Raw genomic sequence first — 23,062 nt, forward strand, 5'->3', positions numbered from 1 at the left:
AGGCTTACGCTTCGGCACGTAAAGGGAAAGAACAAGAGCGGAGTCTTGTCGGGAATGCAAAAAACAATCGCTGTCGCACTGGCCGCCATAGCTCTCGCGGTTCTGCCTGCCAGGGCGGATGACCCGGACGTCTCCAACTGGCAGGCCATACTTGAAGACGCGAAGGGCGAGACGGTTTATTTCCATGCCTGGGGTGGCGAGCCGCGCATCAACGCCTATCTCGGATGGGTGAGCGACAGGCTGGCGGCGGAATTCGGCGTGAACCTGGAACATGTGAAGCTGGATGACACCGCCCACGCGGTAAGCCGTATCGTCGCGGAAAAGGCGGCCGGCAAGGACCACGGCGGCAAAGTCGACCTCGTCTGGATCAACGGTGAGAATTTCGCCGCGCTGAAAGAAGCAGGCCTGCTCTTCTCCCCCGGCTGGGCAGAGAAACTGCCGAACTGGAAATATGTCGACGTTGCCGGCAAGCCTGCGGTTACGACCGACTTCACGGTGCCGACGGAGGGGCTTGAAAGCCCATGGGGCATGGCGAAGCTCGTCTTCAGCCATGACAGCGCGCGGTTGAAAAACCCGCCGAAGACACTCCAGGGCCTTCTCGACTACCTCCAGGAGCACCCGGGCCGTTTCGCCTATCCCCAGCCGCCGAACTTCCACGGCTCGACTTTCCTGAAGCAGGTTCTGGCAAATTCCATCGATGATCCGGCAAAACTCCAGCGCCCCGTCGACGATGCGACCTTCGGGCAAGACGTCGCGCCGCTTTTCGCCTATCTCGACAAGCTGCACCCGAAACTCTGGCGCGAAGGCCGGGCCTTCCCGCAAAGTGCCGCGGACTTGAGACGCATGCTCGCCGACGGCGAAATCGACATCGCCTTCACATTCAACCCGAGCGGCACATCTGCGGCAATCGAGGCGGGCGAACTGCCGGAGACGGTGCGCACCTTCGTGCTTGACGGCGGCACGATCGGAAACGCCCATTTCGTCGCCATACCCTATAACGCCAACGCCAAGGCGGGCGCGCTTGTTACCGCGAACTTCCTGCTCTCGCCCGAAGCCCAGGCCAGGAAACAGGACCCTCAAAACTGGGGCGACCCCACGGTGCTGAACGTGGAAGCCCTGCCGCACAAGGATCGCGTACTCTTCGAGGAAATCGATCTCGGGATCGCCACCCTGCCACCGGAAGACCTCGGCCCCGTCATCCCCGAACCGCACGCATCCTGGATGACGCGGATCGAGGAGGAATGGATCGCGCGCTACGCCGCGCAGTGAAAATGCCGCCCGCTCCTGTATGGTGAGTGCATGCTGAAGTTCGCGCCCGCGCTCACCATCGCCATCCTGATCGGGCCGGTGACCGCCGGAATTATCGGCACGCTGCTGCCGGCCTTCGGCTACCTGCCGGCGCTTGGCGGACGGGAAGTGAGCCTTGAGCCCTTTCGGGCGCTGTTCGCGACACCCGGCATCGCGACGTCGATCAGGCTCAGCATCGTCAACGGGCTTGCCGCCGCCGTTGGCGCCTTCTCGATCGTGATCGCCTTTACCGCCGCCTTCGAGGGAACGCGAACGTTCGCCCTGATGCAACGGCTGTTGTCGCCGCTGCTTTCCGTGCCGCATGCGGCGGCCGCCTTCGGGCTTGCATTCGTGATCGCGCCGAGCGGCTTTGTCCTGCGGCTTCTCTCGCCCTGGGCGACCGGCTTTGAGCGCCCGCCGGACCTTCTCATCCTTAACGATCCGGGCGGGATCGCCATGACGGCGGGGCTGATCGCCAAGGAGGCGCCCTTCCTGTTCCTCATGGTGCTCGCCGCCCTGCCGCAATCGCAAAGCCGGGAAAGCCGCCAAGTTGCGACGACGCTGGGCTACCGGCGCGTGGCGGGCTGGCTCCTCACCGTCTTCCCGAGAATCTATCCGCAAATCCGCCTACCGGTCTTTGCGGTGATCGCCTATTCGGTTTCGGTCGTCGACGTCGCGATGATCCTGGGGCCAACAACGCCCGCACCGCTCGCTGTTCGCCTGACCCAATGGATGAGCCACCCGGATCTCTCCTTGCGCTTCCAGGCTTCGGCGGGCGCGATTGTTCAGCTTGGACTTGCGATTGCCGCGATCGGGCTCTGGATCGCGGGCGAGCAGATCGTTGCATTCGCGGGCGGCAGATGGATTCGCGCAGGCAGGCGGACCGCAGCCGACGGGTTGGTGAGCGGATTGGGCGCAGGCGCAATGGCGCTGATCGTGACGGGCATGGCGCTTGGCGGAATGGCGATCGGCCTCTGGTCGTTCGCCGGCTTCTGGCCGTTTCCCGACGCACTGCCCGCAAAGCTTTCCGCCGCGAACTGGGCGATGGCCCTGCCGCGCGCGGCCGACACCATCGCCATAACGGTCGGGCTGGGGCTTGCCTCCGCATTCATTGCCGTCGCGCTTGCGCTGGCCTGCCTGGAAAACGAATGCCGGCGCGACATCGCGATAGAGCACCGCAAGCTCGCGCTGCTCTATCTGCCGCTCGTAGTGCCTCAAATCGCCTTCCTGTTCGGCCTGCAGATCCTGCTTCTGCTGATCGGTCTCGACGCTACGGTTTACGGGGTGGCGGGCGCGCATCTCACCTTCGTGCTGCCTTATGTTTTCCTTGCGCTGAGCGACCCATGGCGCGCGGTCGATCCACGATACGCGCGGATCGCGACCGCGATCGGCGCACGGCCTTCGCGCGTCTTCTGGCGCATACGCCTTCCCCTGGCGCTCAGGGCGGTGGCAACAGCGAGCGCCCTCGGCTTCGCCGTATCCATCGCGCAATATCTGCCGACCGTTCTGATCGGCGCCGGACGGGTGGAGACGGTGACGACAGAGGCTGTTGCGCTTGCATCCGGCGGAAACCGCCGCCTGATCGCGATCCATGCCTGCCTGCAGATGCTGCTTCCCTTCGCCGGCTTCCTGATGGCGGGCGCGGTCGCCAACTTCGCCTTCAGGGACAGGCGTGCCTTGAGGATCGCGTCATGAAAAGCAAATCGATGTCGGGCGAAAGAGGCGCGCTTTGCTTCGAAAACGTCATCATAATGCGCAATGGCAAGCCGCTGATCGCGCTGGACGCCGCTATCGAGCCCGGCGAAGTGCTGACGGTCATGGGCCCTTCCGGCTCCGGCAAGTCGACCTTGCTCAATTTCGCGGCCGGCTTCCTGCCGCCGGCCTTCAGGGCGGAAGGAAAGGTCACGATTGGCGATGAAGAAATAACGCGCCTGCCGCCGCACGACCGCCACATGGGTCTTTTGTTTCAGGATCCGCTGCTTTTCCCGCATATGTCGGTGGAAGGAAACCTGCTTTTCGCCGTGCCGGAAAGCGTGAGCGGGCGCAAACGCCGCCGCGAGCACGTGGAAGCCGCGCTTGCCGAAGTCGAGCTCGACGGCTTCGGGCCGCGCGATCCGGCAACCCTTTCCGGCGGCCAGAAAGCACGTGTCGCGCTCATGCGCGTGCTCCTGGCCGAACCCCGCGCGCTGCTGCTCGACGAACCGTTTTCCAAGCTCGACCCGGAGCTGCGGGCCCAGGTGCGCCGCCTCGTCTTCGACAAGGCGCGCGAGCGCGGTTTGGCCACCCTGCTTGTAACGCATGATCCCGCCGACGCGGAAAGCGCCGGCGGCGTCCTTCTCAAAACGGACGGTTCCGTCTCAACGTGACGATCAGTCTTCGGCCTCGTTCGCGGGTGCCGCCTGGAGCTGGCCGTAACGCTCGATCCCGATCTGCTCGATAAGCTCAAGCTGGGTCTCCAGGTAATCGATATGGCCTTCCTCGTCGGCCATGAGTTCTTCGAAAAGCTTCATGGTGACGTAATCGCCGGCGTTATTGCAGACGTCGCGAGCTTCCTTGTAGAGGGCGCGTGCGGAATATTCCCCGGCGAGATCGGCCTCCACGCACTCTTTCAACGATTCGCCGATCCTGAGCGGGTCGAGGCTTTGCATATTCGGGTGACCTTCGAGGAAGATGATACGCTGGACAAGCTTGTCGGCATGCTGCATTTCCTCGATCGATTCCTCACGCTCCTTAAGAGCGAGCTTCGTGTACCCCCAGTCCTCGAGCAGACGATAGTGAAGCCAGTACTGGTTGACCGCCGTCATTTCATGGCGAAGCGCGCGGTTGAGATAGTCGAGAACCTTGTCGTCACCCTTCATTTCGCAGTCTCCGTTTCCTTGGTTTCTTCAAAACTGTCGCCTTGCCGAGGTTGCGCCTCATGTATGATCGGCACCACCGCGCTGAAGCAGCCCCCGCAGCGCGGACGGTGCCCAAGCGCACGGAAAACGGCCCCCGGCGTCACCACGCCGCCACCCGGCGCGTTTCTCAGCCGCGATGCTGCCTCCCGCAATTCCTTGTCGCTCAACACATTGCAGGAACAGACGATCACCGTCTTCTCCAAGATTGCATGCCCGGCGCATAGCGTACAGTAACGTGAGGAGCGCCGGAAATCCGCCTCTCGCGACAGGTGAAGCTTTCGGTAGCCGGTTTCAAGGCCGGAAGGCCGGAATTGGCATTGACCGAGGGGCGAGCACCCGCCCCTACCGCCCATTGAACAGCACCATAGATATGGCAGCATGGATGGGATAGACAGTGACTGAGACAATTGACCGCCCCGACACGAGGCAACCTTGATGACAGCCGCAGGCGAGACGCCGGACACAAGCCGCAGGACAATCGTCCTTACGGGTGCAAGCCGCGGGATAGGACATGCTACGGTAAAGCGCTTTTCCGCGGCCGGATGGCGGGTGATCACCTGCTCGCGATACGCGTTTTCAGACAAATGCCCGTGGCCCTCGGGGCCCGCAGACCACATTCAGGTGGACCTTTCAGACCCGGAAAACCTGGGCGTCGCGGTAGCGGAAATGCGAAAGCGCCTGGAAAGCGAAGGCTCCAGGCTGCATGCCCTCGTCAATAACGCCGGCATCAGCCCGAAGGCGGAAGGCGGGGAACGTTTCAACTCGCTGACGACGCCGATGCACGCCTGGCGGCATGTCTTCCAGGTCAATTTCTTCGCACCGATCATGCTGGCGCGCGGCCTCTTCAACGAACTGAAATCCGCCGGCGGCTCGGTCGTCAACGTGACGTCGATCGCCGGAATGCGCGTGCATCCTTTCGCGGGTACGGCCTACGCCACTTCAAAGGCGGCTCTTGCCGCGCTGACGCGGGAAATGGCCGCCGACTTCGGACCACACGGGATCCGCGTCAATGCCATCGCCCCAGGCGAGATCGAAACGTCGATCCTTTCGCCGGGAACAGAAAAGCTGGTCGACGGTATTCCTCTAAGGCGCCTCGGGCGTCCGGATGAAGTGGCGGAGACGATCTATTTCCTGTGCTCCAATCCATCCTCCTACGTCACCGGGTCGGAAATCCATATCAATGGCGGCCAGCACGTGTAAAAAAATTTCTACAAACAAAAATCTCGAATGAGACCGCTCGCCTGAACGGCTCAGCCTTGTCAAGGCATTGTCGCCATTAATATTTTTGCATCACAGCAAAAAGACTTCGCACATGCGGTATCGATTTATTACTTCTGCTAGATTCCGTAACGTAACCAAAGTGATTAAACGAAAATTTTAGAGGTTTCCCCGCTAACTTCGCGCTCCGGCCTTCGGGTCAGGACCAATTGATCCCCCCGTGACGCGACGCGGAGTTACAAATGCGATTTCTGGCGAAACTGAATCTTCAAACCATCATGGCCGCAGCCTCCGTCCTTACGATCGTCCTTGCGCTGGGGACGGTGAGCGCGGTGATCTATTATCTGATTTCCCAGCAGATCACGCAGGACGCAATTGCGCGCCAGAACGCGAGCCTGCGCGTCGCAGCCGAAATCGTACAGCGCGACCTGCCGGGTACCGAGGTCACCTGGGGCAAGGACGGCAATGTCGAACGCGTCGTGATGGAAGACATTCCGGAGGAGTTCTCAAGTCACGAGATGATCGACACCGTCGGGCGCATGACCAGCGAAACCGCGACGGTCTTCAAGTGGGACGACAAGACGCGGGACTTCTGGCGCAAGACGACCAACATCGTAAAGCCGGACGGCAACCGCGCCGTGGGCACGCAACTTGGCCAGAACGGCGCCGTTTACCCCGTGGTGACGAAAGGCGAAACGTTCCGCGGCGAAGCAATCATCCTCGGCATTCCCTATTACACGATCTACGAACCTATTTATTCCAAGGGCGGCGACATTATCGGCATCCTTTATGCCGGCGTGCGTAAATCGGTGATCAATGCGCTGATGAACAACATCACCAGCAAGCTCATGATTGCCTTCGCGATCATCCTTCTGGCGACCGGCACCGGTATGACCTTCCTCGTGCGCGGTCTTTTACGCCCCATCCCGGCGCTGGCGACCGTCACGCACCGTCTTGCCGAAAACGACCTGGACGTCGAGGTACCCTTCGCCGACAGGAAGAACGAAATCGGCCAGCTCGCCAATGCCATCGCGACGCTGAAGACCCGTGCGGAGGAACGCCGCGAACTCGCCGCCTCGCAGGAAGCCGACGAGGAAACCCGCCATCAGCGTCAAAAACGCATCGAGCAGATGATCGCCGGCTTCCGCTCCGAGGTTCAGTCGCTCACATCCTCGGTCGGCGATACGGTCACCGGTCTTGAAGACACATCCCGCACGTTGACGGAGCTGGCCCGCGAAAGCGCCGCCAAGGCAAGCGAAACGGCGACGGCAAGCGACGAGGCAAGCCAGAATGTCGAAACCGTTGCTTCGGCCTCCGAAGAGCTGACCGCTTCAATCTCTGAAATATCACGCCAGATCGGCCAGACGATGAAGGTGGTCAACCAGGCGACGGAAGGCGCGAAATCGACCAATGAGAAGGTCGCGAGCCTTGCCTCCGCCGCCGGCAAGATCGGCGAGGTGGTAACCCTTATCCAGGCAATCGCCGAACAGACGAACCTGCTTGCACTAAACGCCACGATCGAGGCCGCCCGCGCGGGCGAGGCCGGAAAGGGCTTTGCCGTCGTGGCGGCGGAGGTGAAGGAGCTTGCGACCCAGACGTCGAAGGCGACGGAAGAAATCTCTGGTCAGATCTCCGCGATCCAGGCTTCCACCCGTGAGGCGGTGACGGCGATCGGCGAGATCACCGAAACGATGGACGAGGTGAACGGCTACACGTCTTCGATCGCATCGGCCGTCGAACAGCAGGGTGCGGCAACGAACGACATATCGCAAAGTGTGCTGCAAGCCGCACGCGGAACGTCTTCCGTCACGCAGAACATGACCGGACTTTCGACCACCGTCGACCAGACGTCGGCCGCTGCCGACGAGGTGCTGCGTGCATCGGGCGACATGGCGTCGAAAACCAATGCGCTGAGCGGCGAAATCGAACGCTTCCTGAACGAAGTTTCGGCCGCCTGAGCAAAAAATCGCGCGTCGGAAGGTTGATGAAACGGGGCTTTGGCTCCGTTTCTTTCATTTAAGCTTGTTAAAATTGTATTTACCAATAATAACTTTCTATCCATCTGTTTCCTATGCGTAAATTGAATTTACCTTACGTCGGATTTACCTCTCCTTCACTCCCCGTGCATTAGCCTTTCGAAGAATAAGGTCACTTTCCGGGGGAGAAGTACGTTGCGTGTCCTCAACACAATCAACAACCTGCGCTTTTCGGCGAAGATCGGCGGCGGCTTCGCTGCCGTCCTTCTGCTGACGGCCGCTGTCGGCGCGGTTGGAACATTCGCCATTCGCGGCTTGACCACGCAAATGGAGACGTCCGACCACGCCACACAGGTTATTTCTCAGTTGCAGGCGGTTTCGGCCTCACGCGAAGCCTATCTGGCATCGAGGAAGGAAGAGGACGCCTCGGCCCATCAGCAGGCCGTCGACACGCTCCTTGGCAAGCTCAACACCCTGAAAGAAGATCTAGGACCCAATGCCGCATCGGGCGAGCTTGACGGCGCTGTCGAAGCCGTCAACGGCATGGGTGCGACGTTCGACGAAGTGACGAATGTCCTCGGCGAGCAGGACGCGCTCATCAAGGACTTGTCCGTCGCGGTCAGCCGCCTCGGAGCCTTCGCCACAACCATCGACAGCCAGGTGCAGAACATCCGCCGTACGGCAACCCGCGATGCGCGCAATGCCTCCGACACGCGGGCCAAGGCCGATGAACTTGGCCGGGCTATCGCCGATGCGCAGGAAAACGCCCTGACGATCCAGTATCTTTTCCTCCAGGCAACGACATCCACTGCGGCGAACAGCTTCGATGTCGCGGCGCAACGCGCCAAGGAAATGAGCGAAACGCTCGCGGAAATCGCCAAGCAAAAGGTCCCCGGTATCGCCCAGGTCGGCCTCCAGCAACTGGCCGGCAGGTCGTTAAAGCTTAACGCGGAATTCGAGGAGCTCCTCGGCACGACCGATTTCACGAAGGTCTATGCGCTGCGCCAACAGATCAAGGCCACAATCGAAAACATCAACAAAGCGATGACAATTCTGCGCCAGTCGGCCTATACCGCGATCGACAAGGCGCAATCCATCGACAACAAGGCGGGCACCGAACTTGCGGCGGTCGATCTGGTATCGACCAATACGACGAAACTCAGCCAAGCAACGCTCGACGTGCGCGCGACCACCATGGAACTGCTGGCAGGCGTCGGCCGCACAACAGCCTTCAACGTGCAAACGCGTCTTGCCGAGCTAAAGCAGTCGGCGAAACTGCTGGAAGCCGATACTGCAGCCTTCGCCTCCATCGCCGACACCGTGGCGAACATCGAAGAACAGATCGCTGCCTACGAAAAGGCATTCAACGCCGTTATCGCCGGCAGGCAGGCGCTTTCACAGAAACAGGCTCTGCTCGACGAACTTTCCTTGGATGTGCGCAACCGCATCAGCGCGATCACCGAGGCCCAGTCGGCCGCGGCATCCACGAGCGGTGCCTTCGCGCTCATGACGATCGGCGTGACACTTGCGGCGGCAATGGCGATCGGCATTGCGCTCGCCTTCTTCCTGTCGGCCGCCATCAGCAAGCCGACGCGGCGCCTGACGGACGTTATGGGCCGGCTGGCGGAAGGCGACACGAGCGTCGACCTGGCCGACAGCGAGCGCCGCGATGAGATCGGCGACATGAGCCGGGCCGTCCAGGTGTTCCGGGACAACGCGATCGAGCGTGAGCGGCTTCGCGGCGAACAGGCGCGCGAACAAGAGGCGCAAAACGCCCGTCAGCGGCGCATCGAAACCCTAATCGCCGATTTCCGCGGCACGGTGGGCGAACTTACATCCTCCGTCGGAGAAACGGCCGAGGGACTTGAGGCGACCGCACGCGCGCTGACCGACATCGCGAGCGAAAGCTCCGAGCGGGCGAGCGAAACGGCCAACGCCAGCGACGAAGCCACATCCAATGTTGAAAGTGTCGCAAGCGCCGCCGAGGAACTCGCCGCCTCGATTTCCGAAATTGCCCGCCAGGTGGGCCAGACCACCGAGGTCGTCAACCAGGCCAGCGAAGGCACCCAGGCGACCAACCGGAAAGTGGAGGGACTTGCAGAAGCCGCCGGCAAGATCGGCGAGGTTGTAACCCTCATCCAGGCGATCGCCGAACAGACCAACCTCCTGGCGCTCAACGCCACGATCGAGGCCGCCCGCGCGGGCGACGCCGGCAAGGGTTTCGCGGTCGTCGCGGCGGAAGTGAAGGAACTCGCCAACCAGACGTCGAAGGCGACGGAGGAAATCTCCGCGCAGATCTCCGCAATCCAGGGTTCCACCAGAGAAGCCGTCGATGCGATCGCCGCGATCACCAGCACGATGTCGGAGGTCGACACCTATACCTCGGCAATCGCCTCCGCGGTCGAGCAGCAGGGTGCCGCAACCAACGAGATTTCCGGCAACGTCCAGCGGGCGGCGCAGGGAACGACGTCGGTCAGCGGCAACATGGCGGAACTGACGCGCGCCGTCGCACATACCAACGAATCCGCCGACCAGGTGCTTGCGGCATCGACCACGGTTGGCCAGAAAACGCAGATGCTGAGCGAGGAGATCGAGCGCTTCCTGCGTGAGGTCGCAGCCGCCTGACGACCCGCAATATCAAAATACCCCAAAACAGAAAAGAAAACGGGTGGTGCCGCAGCGGCACCGCCCGTTTCGTATTTATTCCTCCGCCAGTATCCCTCCGCCAGGCGTCAGCCGGCGGCCGCGACTGCGCGCTTGGCCATGACCGATACGAGGTTCGCACGATAATCGGCCGAGCCATGAATGTCGGACAGCATGTCGCCAGCGGCAACCTTGACGCCCGCAATCGCATCCGGTGACCAGTTCGACGACAGCGCCTGCTCCATTTCGGAAACGCGGAAAACGCCGCCCTGCCCTGCACCAGTCACCGCGACACGGATCGAACCATCGGCAAGCCTGGCCGCGAAAACGCCCGCCATTGAGTAACGCGAGGCGGGATTGGGGTACTTGGCGTAAGCCGCCTTCTCAGGCGCGGGGAAAGTGACGGCGGTGACGATCTCGTCCGGCTCAAGTGCTGTTTCAAACAGGCCGGTGAAGAAATCATCCGCGCTCATCTCGCGCTTGTTGGTGGTCACCGTCGCATTCAGCCCGACGAGCGCGCCCGGATAATCCGCCGCCGGATCGTTGTTGGCGATCGAGCCGCCGATCGTACCCATGTGGCGCACGTGCGGGTCGCCGATCTCGCCGGCAAGCGATGCAAGCGCAGGGATCAGCCGGCGAACGGTTTCCGACCCTGCAACCTCGGCATGGGTAACTGCAGCGCCGATGCGCACGCCGCCACTGCCCGATTCCGTAATGCCCTTGAGATCGTCGATATGGCGAAGGTCGATAACATCCGTCGGCGCGGCAAGGCGCTGCTTCATGGTCGGGAGCAACGTCTGGCCGCCGGCGAGAAGCTTCACCTCGTCAGACTTGGCAAGAAGGGCCGCCGCATCGGCGAGGGTTTTGGGTCGATGGTAGTTGGTCTCGTACATGGACAAATTCCATCCGTTGAAGTTGAAAGGCGGCGCCGGCACGAAAACCGGCGCCTTTCATCACTTATTCGGCGGCCTGTGCCGGCTGAGCGGCCTGAAGCGCGCGCCAGACCCGCTCGGGCGTTGCCGGCATCTCCAGTTCGTTGTTGCCGATGGCATCCGTAATGGCGTTGATGACCGCCGGCGGCGAACCGATCGCTCCGGCTTCGCCGCAACCCTTCATGCCAAGCGGGTTGCCCGGGCAGATTGTCTCGGTCGTCATCAGGTTGAAGGAAGGCACATCGTCGGCGCGCGGCATGCAGTAGTCCATGTAGGACGCCGTGATGAGCTGGCCGCTTTCGTCATAGGCCGCGTTTTCCAGAAGCGCCTGGCCAATGCCCTGGGTCAGTCCGCCATGCACCTGACCTTCCACGATCATCGGGTTGATGATCTTGCCGAAGTCATCTGCGGCGACGAAGCTCACGATCTCCGTCTTGCCGGTGTCGGGATCCACCTCCACCTCGCAGATGTAGGTGCCGGCCGGGAACGTGAAGTTGGTCGGATCGTAGAAGGCGCCTTCCTTCAGGCCCGGCTCCATGCCCTCCGGCATGTTGTGCGCCGTATAGGCGGCAAGCGCGAGTTGGAAGAACGGCGTCGACTTGTCCGTGCCGGCGACCTTGAACTCGCCGCCCTCGACAACGATATCGCCTTCGGAGGCTTCCATCAGATGGGCTGCAAGCTTCTTCGCCTTGGCCTCGACCTTGTCGAGCGCCTTGACGACGGCCGACATGCCGACGGCACCCGAACGAGAGCCGTAGGTGCCCATGCCGAACTGTACCTTGTCGGTATCGCCGTGGACGATCTGAACCGTATCCGTGCCGACGCCAAAACGGTCCGCGACGAGCTGGGCGAAGGTCGTCTCATGGCCCTGCCCGTGGCTGTGCGAACCGGTGAGAACCTCGATCGTGCCGACTGGGTTGACCCGCACTTCCGCCGATTCCCAAAGGCCCACGCCCGCACCGAGCGAGCCGACCGCCTGGGACGGAGCGATACCGCAAGCCTCGATATAGCAGGACATGCCGATGCCGCGCAGCTTGCCGCGCGAGGCCGCTTCCGCCTTGCGCGCGCCGAAGTTCGCATAGTCCGCGGCCTTCATCGCCGCGTCGAGCGAGGCGTTATAGTCGCCGGAATCGTAGCACATGATGACCGGCGTCTGGTGCGGGAACTCCGTGATGAAGTTCTTGCGCCGGAATTCAGCCGGATCCATGCCGATCTCGCGCGCCGTCGTTTCCATGATGCGCTCGACAAGGAAGGTCGCTTCCGGGCGGCCCGCCCCGCGATAGGCGTCCACTGGCGTGGTGTTGGTGTAAACCGTCTTCACGTTGCAGTGGATGGCCGGGATGTCGTACTGGCCCGACAGAAGCGTTGCGTAAAGATACGTCGGCACCGACGAGGAGAAGAGCGACATATAGGCGCCGAGATTGGCAACCGTCTTCACCCTGAGGGCCGTGATCCTGTTGTTCTCGTCGAGCGCGATTTCCGCGTGCGATTTATGATCGCGGCCATGGGCGTCCGTCAGGAACGCTTCCGTCCGGTCCGCGACCCATTTGACCGGACGCCCGGTGCGTTTGGAGGCCCACAGACACACCATCTCTTCGGGATAAACGTAGATCTTGGAACCGAAGCCCCCGCCGACATCCGGCGCAATCACCCGAAGCTTGTGCTCGGGCGCGATGTTGTAGAATGCGGAAAGCACCAGACGCGCCACATGGGGGTTCTGCGAGGTCGTCCAGAGCGTGTAGTGCTCCTCCGCCTCGTCGTAATCCGCCAGGGCCGCGCGCGGTTCCATCGCGTTGGGCACCAGGCGATTGTTGGAAATTTCCATGCTGGTGACATGCTTAGCACTGTCGAAGGCCGCATTCACCGCCGCCTCGTCGCCGATTTCCCAATCGTAGATCAGGTTGTTTTCGGCTTCAGGGTGAATCTGCGGGGCACCCGGTTCCAACGCCGCCACCGCATCGACCACCGCCGGCAGTTCCTCGTAATCGACGACGACAGCCTCTGCCGCGTCACGCGCCTGGGCGAGCGTATCGGCAACGACGACCGCCACCGCCTGCCCGACATGCCGCACAATTTCAGGCTCCAGCGCGCGCCACGCGCCCATCTTCATCGGCGTGCCGTCCTTGGAATGGATCATCCAACCGCAAATGAGGTTGCCCACACCGTCGCCGACAAGCTGTTCGCCGGTGAGAACGGCTTCCACGCCCGGCATATCCAGCGCCGCGGAGGCGTCTATCGACTTCACCTTCGCGTGGGCGTGCGGCGAACGCACGAAGGCCGCAAAGCCCATTCCCGGCGCGGTCATATCGTCGGTGTACCTGCCCTTGCCGGTGATAAACCGGCGGTCTTCCTTGCGCTTCACCCGCGCACCGATACCGTCAACTCCCATGGTATTCTCTCCTTGGGTCCGCCCTTGAGCGGGACTGTTCCTCGTCTGGATAGATTCGTCTTTTCTTGGCTTTAGCGATTATTCGGCGGCTTGCGCGGTGCCGGCCATGGCATCGGCGGCTGCTTTGATCGCCTTGACGATGTTGTGGTAGCCGGTGCAGCGGCAGATGTTGCCGTCGAGTTCCTTGCGGATCGTCGCCTCGTCCAGCTTGGCGCCGTAACGGTTGATCATGTCCGTGGCGGCCATGATCATGCCCGGCGTGCAGAAGCCGCATTGCAGGCCGTGATGCTCGTGAAACGCCGCCTGCACCGGGTGCAGTTCGCCGCCTTGCGCAAGCCCTTCGATGGTGACGACTTCCGCGCCATCCGCCTGAGCGGCAAGCATGGTGCAGGATTTCACTGCCTTGCCGTCGACATGCACGACGCAGGCACCGCACTGCGAGGTGTCGCAGCCCACATGCGTGCCGGTAAGCCCGGCATTTTCGCGCAGGAAATTCACTAGCAATGTGCGGTCCTCGACCGTCGCCGAGCGTTTCTTGCCGTTCACCGTAATGGTGACTGTCGCCATGGTAGTCCTCCCTTTCGATTTGGGCCGGGCCGTAAGGCAGCCCGGAATCCGGATTTTCAACAAGGTTGTGCAAAAGCCGCCCGACACGCCGCCGGGCGGTTTTGAAAAATCAGCTCAAGAGAGCAAGTACGACAATGATCGCGCCGAGCGCGATGAGACCCCAGACCATCGGCCCGCCATAGGCGTTCTTCGCGGCCGCGGTCTCGACCGTTTCCTCCGCCCGGTGCATGGCGTCCTCGACGCTGTGCTCGACCTTGCTGGCGAGGCCGGAGACCTCTTCGGCCATATGTTCGTCGGCTATCGACCGCGCTTCCTCCAGGACACCGGGTTCAGGCTCTTCCTCCGACGTGCCGGCCCCTTCGACCTGCGAGCGGAAGTTGGCGAAAAACTCATCCGCCATCTTTCGCGCCGTGGAATCGATGAGCCGCGAGCCGAGCTGGGCAAGCTTGCCGCCCACTTGCGCCTTGACGACATAGGAAAGCACTGTCTCCGCGCCGTCCTCGGCGAGATTGACGTCGGCGGATCCCTTGGCGAAACCGGCGACACCGCCCTTGCCCTCACCGACGATGCGATAGCTTTCTGGCGGCTTGATATCCTCAAGCGTGACGTCGCCCTTGAACTTTGCCTTCACGGGTCCGACCTTGGCCGTGACCAGCGCATTCATTTCCGTATCCGACTGTTTTTCAAGGGATTCGCAGCCGGGAATGGAAGCCTTCAGCACCTCCGAATCGTTCAGCGCCTCCCACACGCGCTCGCGCGGCGCCGCGATCCGATACTCACCCGTCATATCCATGGGGCTGTCGACCTCCCGTTTTTATAGAGCGCCGATCAGGACGCGTCCTGTCCGCCGGTTCCGGCTGCCGCTCTCGCAATTCTCTCGTTACATTACAATACATTGGAGGAGCGTTCGCCGCATGACAAGCGTGTGAGAAAAGAAATAGGCGCAGGCTAGCGATACCGCCTCGCAAAGACACCCTCCCCATAGCGTCAAGCGCTGTCTCTTCGGCTTAAACCGGCCTCGTTGCGCCGATTTCCGACGCTCTCTTGTCGTAGATGCCTGATTGTGAATTCTTCTGCCCGCAAACGACCAAACCCCGCCGGATTTGTCAAAATATTTCGGGAAATCGCCTGCCTGTGGACATACGGAAGACATCCGGACGCCACCTGCCATGTTGACCATTGCCTCGCCCGGTCCTAATGCGTTGCGGATCGGTTTTACCAATGCGAAGCGAGCCCGAATTGACCGTCCTCTTCCGATCGTCCGCCTTGCCGGCACCCGCTCCTCGCGGAAAGGCTCCCGCCGAGTGCTGGCCTGTCGTTCTAGAAACGCGCGGCTGGGAGGATTATTCCCTCATCGACATGGGCCACGGCCGCAAGATGGAACGCTACGGCCGCGTGACGGTCGTGCGGCCCGAACCGCAGGCGATGGGAACGCCGCGCCTGAAAGAAGCCGCGTGGGAAGGCGTCGACGCCGTCTTCACCGGCGATGTGGAAGAGGAAGGCCCCGGCCGCTGGCGCTTCAACCGCGACCTGCCCGAAACCTGGGAGATGGCGTTCGGACCTGCCCGTTTCCACGGCCGCTTCATGTCTTTCCGCCATGTCGGCGTCTTTCCCGAGCAGGCAGCCCACTGGGAGTGGATCGTCGATCAGGTGAAGGCGGCAAAGCGCCCGCTGAAGGTGCTGAACCTCTTCGGCTATACCGGGCTCGCCTCGCTCCTCCCGGCAACTGCCGGGGCGGAAGTCACCCACATCGACGCATCGAAGAAGGCTATCGGCTGGGCACGCGAAAACCAGGCGCTTTCGGGAATCGACGACCTGCCGATCCGCTGGATCTGCGAAGATGCCTCGAAATTTGTCGCCCGCGAGATTAGGCGCGGCAATACCTACGACGGGATCATCCTCGATCCGCCGAAATACGGACGCGGCCCCAAGGGCGAGGTCTGGGATCTTTTCACGAACCTTCCCGGCATGCTCTACGACCTTGAAAAGCTGCTTTCGCCGGAGGCCCGTTTCATGATCCTGACGGCCTATGCGATCCGCTCAAGCTTCGTCGCGATCCACGAAGTGATGAACGAGGCGCTCAACCGCCGCGGCGGGCTGATCGAATCGGGCGAACTCGTCATCCGCGAGGAACGCGGGCGCGAAGGCAGGCCGGCACGAGCGCTTTCCACTTCCCTTTTCAGCCGCTGGAGCGCGCCATGACGGGCCAACATTCGGGCCGGCCGCGCGCGGGCGCGGTCAAGCAGATCACCTCGCATTCGAATCCGCTGGTCAAGGAGATCAAGGGGCTGGTCGGCATGCGCAAGCACCGCGCGCAGTCGGGCCTTTTCGTCGCCGAGGGGCTGAAGCTCGCCACCGACGCGCTCGATGCCGGATGGAACGTGCGCTATCTGGCACTCGGGCCAGATGTGCGCGAGAACGACCGCGCCCAGCAGGCGGCGGCAAGGGCGCGGGCGAAGGGCGCGCTTATCCTGGAAATGCCGGCGCAGATCCTTTCCGCCGTCACGCGACGGGACAACCCGCAGATGGTCGTCGGCGTTTACGAGCAGAAACTGCTGGCGCCGCAGGAAATCCGCCCGAAAGAAACGGACGTCTGGATCGCACTCGACCATGTTCGCGACCCCGGCAACCTGGGCACGATCATCCGCACCGCCGATGCGGTGGGCGCAAGCGGCGTGATCCTCGTTGGCGACACGACCGATCCTTTCGCCGTTGAAGCCGTTCGCGCGACGATGGGTTCGCTGTTTCACGTTCCGCTTGCGAAAATGAGCCGCGAAGAGTTCAAATCCCTTGCCGGCAGATGGCCGGGCACGGTGGCGGGCACGCATCTGAAAGGCGACAAGGATTACCGCGAGGTCGCATATAAATCGCCCACGCTGCTCGTGATGGGTAACGAGCAGGCCGGCCTTCCCGACGATATGGCCGAGACCTGCAGCGATCTTGTGCGTATCCCGCAGCTTGGCCAGGCGGACAGCCTGAACCTCGCCGTCGCGACGGCCGTGATGCTTTTCGAGATCCAACGCCCGCGTCTCAAACTTTAGGTTCAATCGATGCGCCTGTTCGTCTTCGGCCTCGGCTATTCATCCCGCGCTTTCGTTGAGGAGGTGCGCCAGCGTTTCGACTGGATCGGCGGGACGACCCGCACACGCGAGAAAGCGGAGGCTTTAGGAAGTGCCGGCATCGAGCCATTCCTGTTCGATGGCTTTTCCAAATCGCCGGAAATTGCGAAAGCGCTCGCAAATGCGAGCCATGTCCTTGTCTCCATCGCACCGGGCGACGAAGGCGATCCCGCACTCAAGCTCCACGGGCCGGATATCGCTTCAGCCAGGCCGGAGTGGATCGGTTATCTCTCCACCGTCGGCGTTTACGGCGACCACGCGGGCGATTGGGTGGATGAGGAAACGCTTTGCAAACCCGTTTCGCGCAGGTCGGTCTTGCGGGTCGCCGCTGAAACGAACTGGCTCGATTTCGCGGCGAGCGAAACCCTGAATCTCCAGATATTCCGCCTGTCGGGCATCTACGGCCCGGGCCGGAACGCCTTCATCAACCTGGAGAAAGGCAAGGCGAAGCGCCTGATCAAGCCGGGTCAGGTTTTCAATCGCATCCATGTCGCGGATATATCCGGCGCGCTTGCCGCATCTCTCGCCGAACCAAGTACGCGTATTTACAACGTGACCGATGACGAGCCCTGCCCACCGCAGGATGTCGTCGAATATGCGGCGAAGCTGATGGGTGTCGAACCTCCGCCGGAAGTGGATTTCGAGACGGCCGATATTTCGCCGATGGCGCGATCCTTCTACGGAGAAAACAAGCGTGTCTCGAACGAACGTATCAAGAGAGAGCTCAGCTATCGTTTTCGCTTCCCGAACTACCGGGTAGCGCTTGATACGCTTTATCGCGACGGCTGGCGGTAAATAGCGCCGCCTAAGACGTTTACAATTCTTAAACCAAAACCGTTTACACTTTTTTCGGATATCGCGGTTTGCGGGTCGATGGCCGTCGGCTGGTTCCGCGAGTGGACCGTCTGAAAGCGGAACTCCACGCGGTTTGCCAGACCGTACCCTTAACAAGGGGTCTTGAAGATCGAACTTCAAACCCCATATCGAAGGTTGCTGATAGGGAGAGGCCGCAACGGCCCGCAAGCGCCATGGGCGCATCCTCCCTGAAGTGTTCCAATCACTTTATAGCAGCAGCCGGACAACTCATGACATGGGTTCGTAATCCATTGTCATGAAAGTGTTTCGGTCATCCTATTCAATCGGCATTTGATACAAGAAACTGGAAAGAAGAAAAAATGCAGCATGGTAACGTTAAGTGGTTCGATACCCTGAAGGGCATCGGATTGATCGAGCCGGACGAGGGCGAGGACGTCTTCGTCGCGATGGACACCGTCCGCAAGGCCGGGCGCAACACGCTGAGGGAAGGCCAACTCGTGGCATATGACCTCGCCTACGTCAGCGGCCGCCAGACCGCCGACAATCTCTGCGTTCTGTAAAAGATCGATCCGTCGAACCGTATGACCGTAAAGGGCGGGCTTCCCGCCCTTTCGTGTGTCCAAGCCAACAAAATCGAATATTTTCTGCTGTTTTCCCAAACGCATGGCGCTATCCTTGCCAACCCTCATCCTTGCATCTGTGAAGAGCGGCAGGACCAGGCGCCCAGAATGGCTTCAGCCCGTCAGAGCATAATCCTCGACATTGCCCGCCACACAGGGCGTGTCATGGTCGACGACCTCGCCACGCGCCTCGACGTGACCCCGCAGACGATCCGCAAGGACCTGAACGAACTTTGCGACAAGAACCTTCTTTCGCGCGTTCACGGCGGAGCGATGCTTTCGACCGCCGTAAAGAACGTCGGCTATGAGGCCCGCCGCGCCATCGCACGAGACGAAAAGGCAGCTATCGGCCGGATCGCCGCCGGACTCATTCCCAATGCCTCGTCGCTGTTCATAAATATCGGCACCACGACGGAAGCGGTGGCGCGGGCGCTGGTGCATCATGCCAACCTCATGGTCGTCACCAACAACATTAACGTCGCCAATACCCTGCGCCCGTGCCATACGATCGAGGTAGTGATCGCCGGAGGCCTCGTGCGTCCGGCCGACGGCGGCATCGTCGGCGAGGCGGCGGTCGATTTCATCAAGCAGTTCCGTGTCGATTTCGCCGTCATCGGTACCTCCGCGATAGATGACGATGGCGCCCTGCTCGATTTTGACTTCCGAGAAGTGAAGGTGGCGCAGGCGATCATCGAGAACGCGCGTAATGTCATCCTTGTGGCCGATTCAACGAAATTCGACCGCAAGGCGCCTGTCAGGATCGCCCATATTTCGCAAGTCGACACATTCGTGACCGACCAATGCCCGAGCGAGACGATCCGCCGGATCGCGGTTGAAAACGATGTCCATCTGGTCGAAACCGCACCCACTGGCGCCGAGGTCGGCTAGAACGCTTCTTTTCGGTTGACGGTCAATTTTCTTCATATGAAAGTCGCCATCACCTGAAACGCAAAATTACGAAAACAGGGAGGAGTCCGGTATCGGCCGCAGGCCCGCCGGACGATCGACATGAGCGGAAACATTCTCGCAATCGACCAGGGCACGACCTCCAGCCGCGCAATAGTCTTTGACGAAACTTTCCGCCCGGGCGCAACCGCGCAAGCCGAATTTCCGCAGCATTTCCCGCGCTCGGGCTGGGTGGAGCACGACCCGGAAGACCTTTGGACGTCAACTCTTGCCGTCTGTCGCGAAGCGCTTGAAAAATCCGGCCTGCCGATTTCCGACATCGCCGCCATCGGCATTACCAATCAACGTGAAACGACGCTCGTCTGGGACCGGAAGACGGGCAGGCCCGTGCATAACGCCATCGTCTGGCAGGACCGGCGCACCGCCGACATCTGCGCCCGCCTGAAGGCGGAAGGCCATGAGGCAATGGTGACGGAAAAGACCGGCCTTCTGCTCGATCCCTATTTCTCCGGCACGAAGCTTTCATGGATCCTGGAAAACGTGGAGGGAGCGCGCGCAAGGGCACAAGCCGGCGGCCTTGTGTTCGGCACCGTCGACACATGGATCATCTGGCGGCTTACCGGCGGCAAGGTTCACGTGACAGATGCGACGAACGCCGCCCGCACGCTCCTTTACAACATCGCGGAAAACCGCTGGGACGAGGAACTCTGCAAGCTCCTTGGCGTGCCGATGTCCATGCTGCCCGAAGTGCGCGACAGCTCGGGCGATTTCGGCACCACGGATGCGGAATTCTTCGGCCATCCCCTGCCGATCCTCGGCGTCGCCGGCGACCAGCAGGCGGCAACCGTCGGCCAGGCCTGCTTCAAGCCCGGCATGGTGAAATCGACATACGGCACGGGCTGCTTTGCGCTTATCAACACCGGAGCGGAGCCTGTGGTCTCGAAGAACCGGCTTCTTTCCACCATCGCCTACCGGCTCGACGGCAAGACGACCTACGCCCTCGAAGGCTCGATCTTCGTGGCCGGCAGCGCCGTACAGTGGTTGCGCGACGGCCTGGGCATCATATCGGAAGCGGCCCAATCCCAGGCTCTTGCCGAAACATCCTCTGAAGAGGGCAGGCTCTATCTGGTGCCGGCTTTCGTCGGTCTCGGTGCGCCGCACTGGGATCCGGACGCGCGCGGCGCGATCTTCGGACTGACACGCGCGAGCGGGCCGGCCGATTTCGCAAGAGCCGCGCTTGAAAGCGTAGGCTACCAGACCCACGACCTTGTGGATGCCATGCGTGCCGACTGGCAGGGCGAAGCGGCGGCGGACACGGTCTTGCGCGTCGACGGTGGCATGACCGCGTCGGACTGGACCATGCAATTCCTCGCCGACATTCTTGGCTCTCCCGTCGACAGGCCCCAGGTGCTTGAGACGACGGCCCTTGGTGCGGCGTGGCTTGCCGCCAGAAAGGCCGGAGTCTGGCCGGACATGGACGAATTCGCGAAGGAATGGCGCCTCGACCGGAGGTTCGAACCCGGACTTAACGAGGCATCACGAAACAAGCTGATCGAAGGCTGGCATGACGCCGTACGGCGCACGAAAAGCGCCTGACTGAAAAGCAGCCTAATTTCAGACCATTCGCCGCCCGGAAACAGGATTTTTCGCGCCTGGCGCACAAAAGGAAACAAAGATTCCTTTCGTAACGTCAATTTGCATTAGATAATCGGGGTTCAAACGGTCACAGAGCGCCCACCTCAGCGGAAGGGCCTCGCGATTTCGCTGATTTTCCGATTTCCCTTTTGTCGCCGCGCAGGAAGGAATCAAGACCTCCGATGCGGCCACACAAACCGCAAATAACAAGGGAGAACCTGCCATGACATCTCTCAGGATCGGAGATATTGCACCCGACTTCGAAGCGGAAACGACGGAAGGCAAGATTCGCTTCCATGACTGGCTCGGCGATTCCTGGGGCGTGCTGTTTTCACACCCGAAGGATTACACGCCGGTCTGCACCACAGAGCTTGGCTATATGGCCAGCATCAAGGCCGAGTTCGACAGGCGTAACACCAAGATCATCGGCCTGTCCGTCGATCCGGTAGACAGCCACGCCGGCTGGGCAAAGGATATCGAGGAGACGCAAGGCACCGCGCCGAATTATCCGATGATCGGCGATCCGGAACTGACCGTCGCCAAGCTCTACGGCATGCTGCCGGCGGGCGTCGGCGACACCTCCGAGGGCCGCACCCCGGCGGACAACCAAACGGTGCGCACCGTCTTCGTCATCGCACCGGACAAGACGATCAAACTGATGCTGATCTATCCGATGACGACGGGCCGCAACTTCGACGAAGTGATCCGCGTTCTCGATTCATTGCAACTGACGGCGAAACACAAGGTCGCGACGCCTGCGAACTGGAAGGACGGTGAGGACGTGATTATTGCCGGCTCCGTTACCGACGAAGCGGCAAAGGATCTCTTCCCCGGCGGCTGGAAGGCGCCAAAGCCTTATCTCAGGATCGTACCGCAGCCGAAGTAGGCGCAAAAATCCTGAACTTCCAGAGGGCGGCTCCGGGCCGCCCTTTGCATAGTACCTCTTATGCCTCGCGCGCGGTGGAAATTTCCCGAAAGATCCCGCGCCGGTCACCCGCAAGCCACACCCCGGCAAGACAGAACACGAAGCCGGCCAGCGTCATCCCCGCGATCGGCTCGCCGAACATGAGCCACGCCCATATCGAGATGACCGGCGGCGTCAGATAAATCAGGCTTGCAACCCGTGTCGCCGTACCGTTCTTCAGGCAAAGCCAGTAGAAGCCGTATCCGCCGATGGTCGAAAACAGAATGAACCATGCAACGGCATAGACGAAATCCCCGGTCAATTCCGGCATGAGCGTGCCGTCGGCAAGCGCCAACGGCGCGAAAAGCACGGTCGACGTTGCGCTTTGCACGCCGATCACCGCAAGCGTGGAAAGGCTGGCCGCTTCTTCAGGCCTCTGGATGCGCTTTGCGAGGATCGTGTCGGCAACGATGCTGAACATCGAAAGAAGCGGGAATGAAAACGCCCACGGCTGCGCGAAGCCGAGCGAGCCTGCGACGGCGCAAAGCACGCCGAGGAAGCCGAGCGCAAGGCCGATCCATTGCCTGCCGCGCACGGCCTCGTTCAGAAGAACGCCAACAAGCACCGCCGTCACCAGCGGTTGCAAAGCGGAAATAAGCGCAGCGGTGCCGAGCGGCACCCCAAGGTCCACGCCCTTCACCCCGAATGCGAGATAGCCGAACATGGCGAACGCTCCGATCACCGCCTGCAACCGGATATCCCTGAAGCTTGCGCCCCGGCGAAGAGACGAGACGACGAAGGGAAGAAGCACCACCGAAGAGATCACGAAGCGCCAGAAAAGAACCAGGAAGACTGACGGTGTGGAAGACGCAAGCTTTGCGCCGATGAATCCAGAACTCCAGCAAATAACGAGCGCCGCTTCCGAAAAGATCAAGTATAGTCCGACGCGCATTCTAGAAAAACCTTACGCAATTTCATAAAGCGATCAATTATCGATCCAACGAAATAATGCGCGCACCGCAACCGCCTCAACCGACGATTTCGTGATTACGCTTGGCCGGAAAATCCGAAATTGCGGCGCTCAGGCCTTCCGGCGCGGCTATCGTGATTTAGGTCCGGGCGTTCGCACCTCGCATCGATTCGCTGGATCGAT

General features: G+C 61.4%; 20 protein-coding genes. 13 read left to right on the forward strand and 7 right to left on the reverse strand.

What is annotated here, in order from left to right:
* Nucleotides 1–54: 54 nt before the first annotated feature.
* From HPQ64_RS00535 to HPQ64_RS00545, 3 genes are read left to right on the forward strand one after another with little or no spacing between them, the layout of a single operon-like run.
* Nucleotides 55–1,269 carry an ABC transporter substrate-binding protein gene (locus tag HPQ64_RS00535; RefSeq protein ID WP_172886457.1) on the forward strand — a complete coding sequence of 405 codons (1,215 nt, stop codon included), beginning with the start codon at nt 55–57 and terminating at the stop codon, nt 1,267–1,269.
* 30 nt (nt 1,270–1,299) lie between these two features.
* Nucleotides 1,300–2,982: an ABC transporter permease gene (locus HPQ64_RS00540; protein ID WP_172886458.1), complete on the forward strand. Its 1,683-nt coding sequence runs from the start codon at nt 1,300–1,302 to the stop codon at nt 2,980–2,982.
* On the forward strand, nt 2,979–3,653 hold the full coding sequence (locus HPQ64_RS00545; protein ID WP_425483786.1) for an ATP-binding cassette domain-containing protein: 675 nt from the start codon (nt 2,979–2,981) through the stop codon (nt 3,651–3,653). The genes HPQ64_RS00540 and HPQ64_RS00545 overlap by 4 nt, the downstream gene beginning before the upstream one ends.
* A 3-nt stretch (nt 3,654–3,656) precedes the next feature.
* On the opposite strand, the gene bfr is transcribed toward HPQ64_RS00545, so the two are convergent.
* On the reverse strand, nt 3,657–4,145 hold the full coding sequence (gene bfr, locus HPQ64_RS00550; protein WP_172886459.1) for a bacterioferritin: 489 nt from the start codon (nt 4,143–4,145) through the stop codon (nt 3,657–3,659).
* Nucleotides 4,142–4,375 carry a (2Fe-2S)-binding protein gene (locus HPQ64_RS20675; RefSeq protein ID WP_172886460.1) on the reverse strand — a complete coding sequence of 78 codons (234 nt, stop codon included), beginning with the start codon at nt 4,373–4,375 and terminating at the stop codon, nt 4,142–4,144. Before HPQ64_RS20675 ends, bfr begins: the two co-directional genes overlap by 4 nt.
* A gap of 244 nt (nt 4,376–4,619) precedes the next feature.
* Here HPQ64_RS20675 and HPQ64_RS00560 point away from each other — a divergent pair, with 244 nt between their 5' ends.
* The 3 genes from HPQ64_RS00560 to HPQ64_RS00570 all read left to right on the forward strand — a co-directional run bounded on the left by HPQ64_RS00560 (nt 4,620) and on the right by HPQ64_RS00570 (nt 10,003).
* A complete protein-coding gene (locus HPQ64_RS00560; protein WP_172886461.1) occupies nt 4,620–5,384 on the forward strand; it encodes an SDR family NAD(P)-dependent oxidoreductase in 765 nt (254 codons plus the stop codon).
* A 260-nt stretch (nt 5,385–5,644) separates the two neighbouring features.
* Nucleotides 5,645–7,360, forward strand: a complete 1,716-nt coding sequence (locus HPQ64_RS00565; RefSeq protein WP_172886462.1) for a methyl-accepting chemotaxis protein — start codon at nt 5,645–5,647, stop codon at nt 7,358–7,360.
* A gap of 213 nt (nt 7,361–7,573) precedes the next feature.
* Entirely contained in the window at nt 7,574–10,003 is a 2,430-nt protein-coding gene (locus tag HPQ64_RS00570) for a methyl-accepting chemotaxis protein (protein ID WP_172886463.1), read from the forward strand.
* Between the two features lie 107 nt (nt 10,004–10,110).
* Here the strand turns inward: HPQ64_RS00570 and HPQ64_RS00575 are convergent, their stop codons facing one another.
* From HPQ64_RS00575 to HPQ64_RS00590, 4 genes are all read right to left on the reverse strand, one after another.
* Nucleotides 10,111–10,914, reverse strand: coding sequence for an FAD binding domain-containing protein (locus tag HPQ64_RS00575; RefSeq protein ID WP_172886464.1), 804 nt, complete (start codon nt 10,912–10,914; stop codon nt 10,111–10,113).
* Nucleotides 10,915–10,978: 64 nt separating this feature from the next.
* On the reverse strand, nt 10,979–13,342 hold the full coding sequence (locus HPQ64_RS00580; RefSeq protein ID WP_172886465.1) for a xanthine dehydrogenase family protein molybdopterin-binding subunit: 2,364 nt from the start codon (nt 13,340–13,342) through the stop codon (nt 10,979–10,981).
* Between the two features lie 78 nt (nt 13,343–13,420).
* Nucleotides 13,421–13,909 (reverse strand): (2Fe-2S)-binding protein, encoded by a 489-nt coding sequence (locus HPQ64_RS00585; protein WP_172886466.1) that lies wholly within the window; start codon nt 13,907–13,909, stop codon nt 13,421–13,423.
* A 109-nt stretch (nt 13,910–14,018) separates the two neighbouring features.
* The gene (locus HPQ64_RS00590; protein WP_172886467.1) at nt 14,019–14,702 is read right to left on the reverse strand and encodes an SRPBCC family protein; all 684 of its coding nucleotides are present in this window, start codon (nt 14,700–14,702) and stop codon (nt 14,019–14,021) included.
* Between the two features lie 428 nt (nt 14,703–15,130).
* Between HPQ64_RS00590 and HPQ64_RS00595 the strand changes: the two genes are divergently transcribed.
* From HPQ64_RS00595 to HPQ64_RS00625, 7 genes are all read left to right on the forward strand, one after another.
* The gene (locus HPQ64_RS00595; protein ID WP_172886468.1) at nt 15,131–16,111 is read left to right on the forward strand and encodes a class I SAM-dependent methyltransferase; all 981 of its coding nucleotides are present in this window, start codon (nt 15,131–15,133) and stop codon (nt 16,109–16,111) included.
* Nucleotides 16,108–16,950 (forward strand): TrmH family RNA methyltransferase, encoded by an 843-nt coding sequence (locus tag HPQ64_RS00600; RefSeq protein WP_172886469.1) that lies wholly within the window; start codon nt 16,108–16,110, stop codon nt 16,948–16,950. The genes HPQ64_RS00595 and HPQ64_RS00600 overlap by 4 nt, the downstream gene beginning before the upstream one ends.
* Before the next feature lie 9 nt (nt 16,951–16,959).
* A complete protein-coding gene (locus tag HPQ64_RS00605; RefSeq protein ID WP_172886470.1) occupies nt 16,960–17,823 on the forward strand; it encodes an SDR family oxidoreductase in 864 nt (287 codons plus the stop codon).
* A gap of 380 nt (nt 17,824–18,203) precedes the next feature.
* Nucleotides 18,204–18,404 (forward strand): cold-shock protein, encoded by a 201-nt coding sequence (locus HPQ64_RS00610; RefSeq protein ID WP_172886471.1) that lies wholly within the window; start codon nt 18,204–18,206, stop codon nt 18,402–18,404.
* Nucleotides 18,405–18,572: 168 nt separating this feature from the next.
* Nucleotides 18,573–19,352 carry a DeoR/GlpR family DNA-binding transcription regulator gene (locus HPQ64_RS00615; RefSeq protein ID WP_172886472.1) on the forward strand — a complete coding sequence of 260 codons (780 nt, stop codon included), beginning with the start codon at nt 18,573–18,575 and terminating at the stop codon, nt 19,350–19,352.
* Between the two features lie 120 nt (nt 19,353–19,472).
* Nucleotides 19,473–20,966: a glycerol kinase GlpK gene (gene glpK / locus HPQ64_RS00620; protein ID WP_172886473.1), complete on the forward strand. Its 1,494-nt coding sequence runs from the start codon at nt 19,473–19,475 to the stop codon at nt 20,964–20,966.
* Between the two features lie 262 nt (nt 20,967–21,228).
* Nucleotides 21,229–21,891: a peroxiredoxin gene (locus HPQ64_RS00625; protein WP_172886474.1), complete on the forward strand. Its 663-nt coding sequence runs from the start codon at nt 21,229–21,231 to the stop codon at nt 21,889–21,891.
* A 58-nt stretch (nt 21,892–21,949) separates the two neighbouring features.
* Here the strand turns inward: HPQ64_RS00625 and HPQ64_RS00630 are convergent, their stop codons facing one another.
* Nucleotides 21,950–22,861: a DMT family transporter gene (locus tag HPQ64_RS00630; protein WP_172886475.1), complete on the reverse strand. Its 912-nt coding sequence runs from the start codon at nt 22,859–22,861 to the stop codon at nt 21,950–21,952.
* Between the last annotated feature and the right edge of the window lie 201 nt (nt 22,862–23,062).

This window comes from Hongsoonwoonella zoysiae (assembly GCF_013266695.1).
Classification (GTDB): domain Bacteria; phylum Pseudomonadota; class Alphaproteobacteria; order Rhizobiales; family Stappiaceae; genus Hongsoonwoonella; species Hongsoonwoonella zoysiae.

What these genes read in the sequence shown, in the direction of transcription:
- HPQ64_RS00610 (WP_172886471.1), top strand. Translation starts at nt 18,204, where the DNA reads ATGCAGCATGGTAACGTTAAGTGGTTCGATACCCTGAAGGGCATCGGA.
- HPQ64_RS00615 (WP_172886472.1), top strand. Translation starts at nt 18,573, where the DNA reads ATGGCTTCAGCCCGTCAGAGCATAATCCTCGACATTGCCCGCCACACA.
- HPQ64_RS00590 (WP_172886467.1), bottom strand. Translation starts at nt 14,702, where the DNA reads ATGGATATGACGGGTGAGTATCGGATCGCGGCGCCGCGCGAGCGCGTG.
- HPQ64_RS00585 (WP_172886466.1), bottom strand. Translation starts at nt 13,909, where the DNA reads ATGGCGACAGTCACCATTACGGTGAACGGCAAGAAACGCTCGGCGACG.
- HPQ64_RS00575 (WP_172886464.1), bottom strand. Translation starts at nt 10,914, where the DNA reads ATGTACGAGACCAACTACCATCGACCCAAAACCCTCGCCGATGCGGCG.
- HPQ64_RS00595 (WP_172886468.1), top strand. Translation starts at nt 15,131, where the DNA reads ATGCGAAGCGAGCCCGAATTGACCGTCCTCTTCCGATCGTCCGCCTTG.
- HPQ64_RS00565 (WP_172886462.1), top strand. Translation starts at nt 5,645, where the DNA reads ATGCGATTTCTGGCGAAACTGAATCTTCAAACCATCATGGCCGCAGCC.
- HPQ64_RS00560 (WP_172886461.1), top strand. Translation starts at nt 4,620, where the DNA reads ATGACAGCCGCAGGCGAGACGCCGGACACAAGCCGCAGGACAATCGTC.
- HPQ64_RS00535 (WP_172886457.1), top strand. Translation starts at nt 55, where the DNA reads ATGCAAAAAACAATCGCTGTCGCACTGGCCGCCATAGCTCTCGCGGTT.
- HPQ64_RS00545 (WP_425483786.1), top strand. Translation starts at nt 2,979, where the DNA reads ATGAAAAGCAAATCGATGTCGGGCGAAAGAGGCGCGCTTTGCTTCGAA.
- HPQ64_RS00630 (WP_172886475.1), bottom strand. Translation starts at nt 22,861, where the DNA reads ATGCGCGTCGGACTATACTTGATCTTTTCGGAAGCGGCGCTCGTTATT.
- HPQ64_RS00580 (WP_172886465.1), bottom strand. Translation starts at nt 13,342, where the DNA reads ATGGGAGTTGACGGTATCGGTGCGCGGGTGAAGCGCAAGGAAGACCGC.
- HPQ64_RS00600 (WP_172886469.1), top strand. Translation starts at nt 16,108, where the DNA reads ATGACGGGCCAACATTCGGGCCGGCCGCGCGCGGGCGCGGTCAAGCAG.
- HPQ64_RS00625 (WP_172886474.1), top strand. Translation starts at nt 21,229, where the DNA reads ATGACATCTCTCAGGATCGGAGATATTGCACCCGACTTCGAAGCGGAA.
- HPQ64_RS00540 (WP_172886458.1), top strand. Translation starts at nt 1,300, where the DNA reads ATGCTGAAGTTCGCGCCCGCGCTCACCATCGCCATCCTGATCGGGCCG.
- bfr (WP_172886459.1), bottom strand. Translation starts at nt 4,145, where the DNA reads ATGAAGGGTGACGACAAGGTTCTCGACTATCTCAACCGCGCGCTTCGC.
- HPQ64_RS00605 (WP_172886470.1), top strand. Translation starts at nt 16,960, where the DNA reads ATGCGCCTGTTCGTCTTCGGCCTCGGCTATTCATCCCGCGCTTTCGTT.
- glpK (WP_172886473.1), top strand. Translation starts at nt 19,473, where the DNA reads ATGAGCGGAAACATTCTCGCAATCGACCAGGGCACGACCTCCAGCCGC.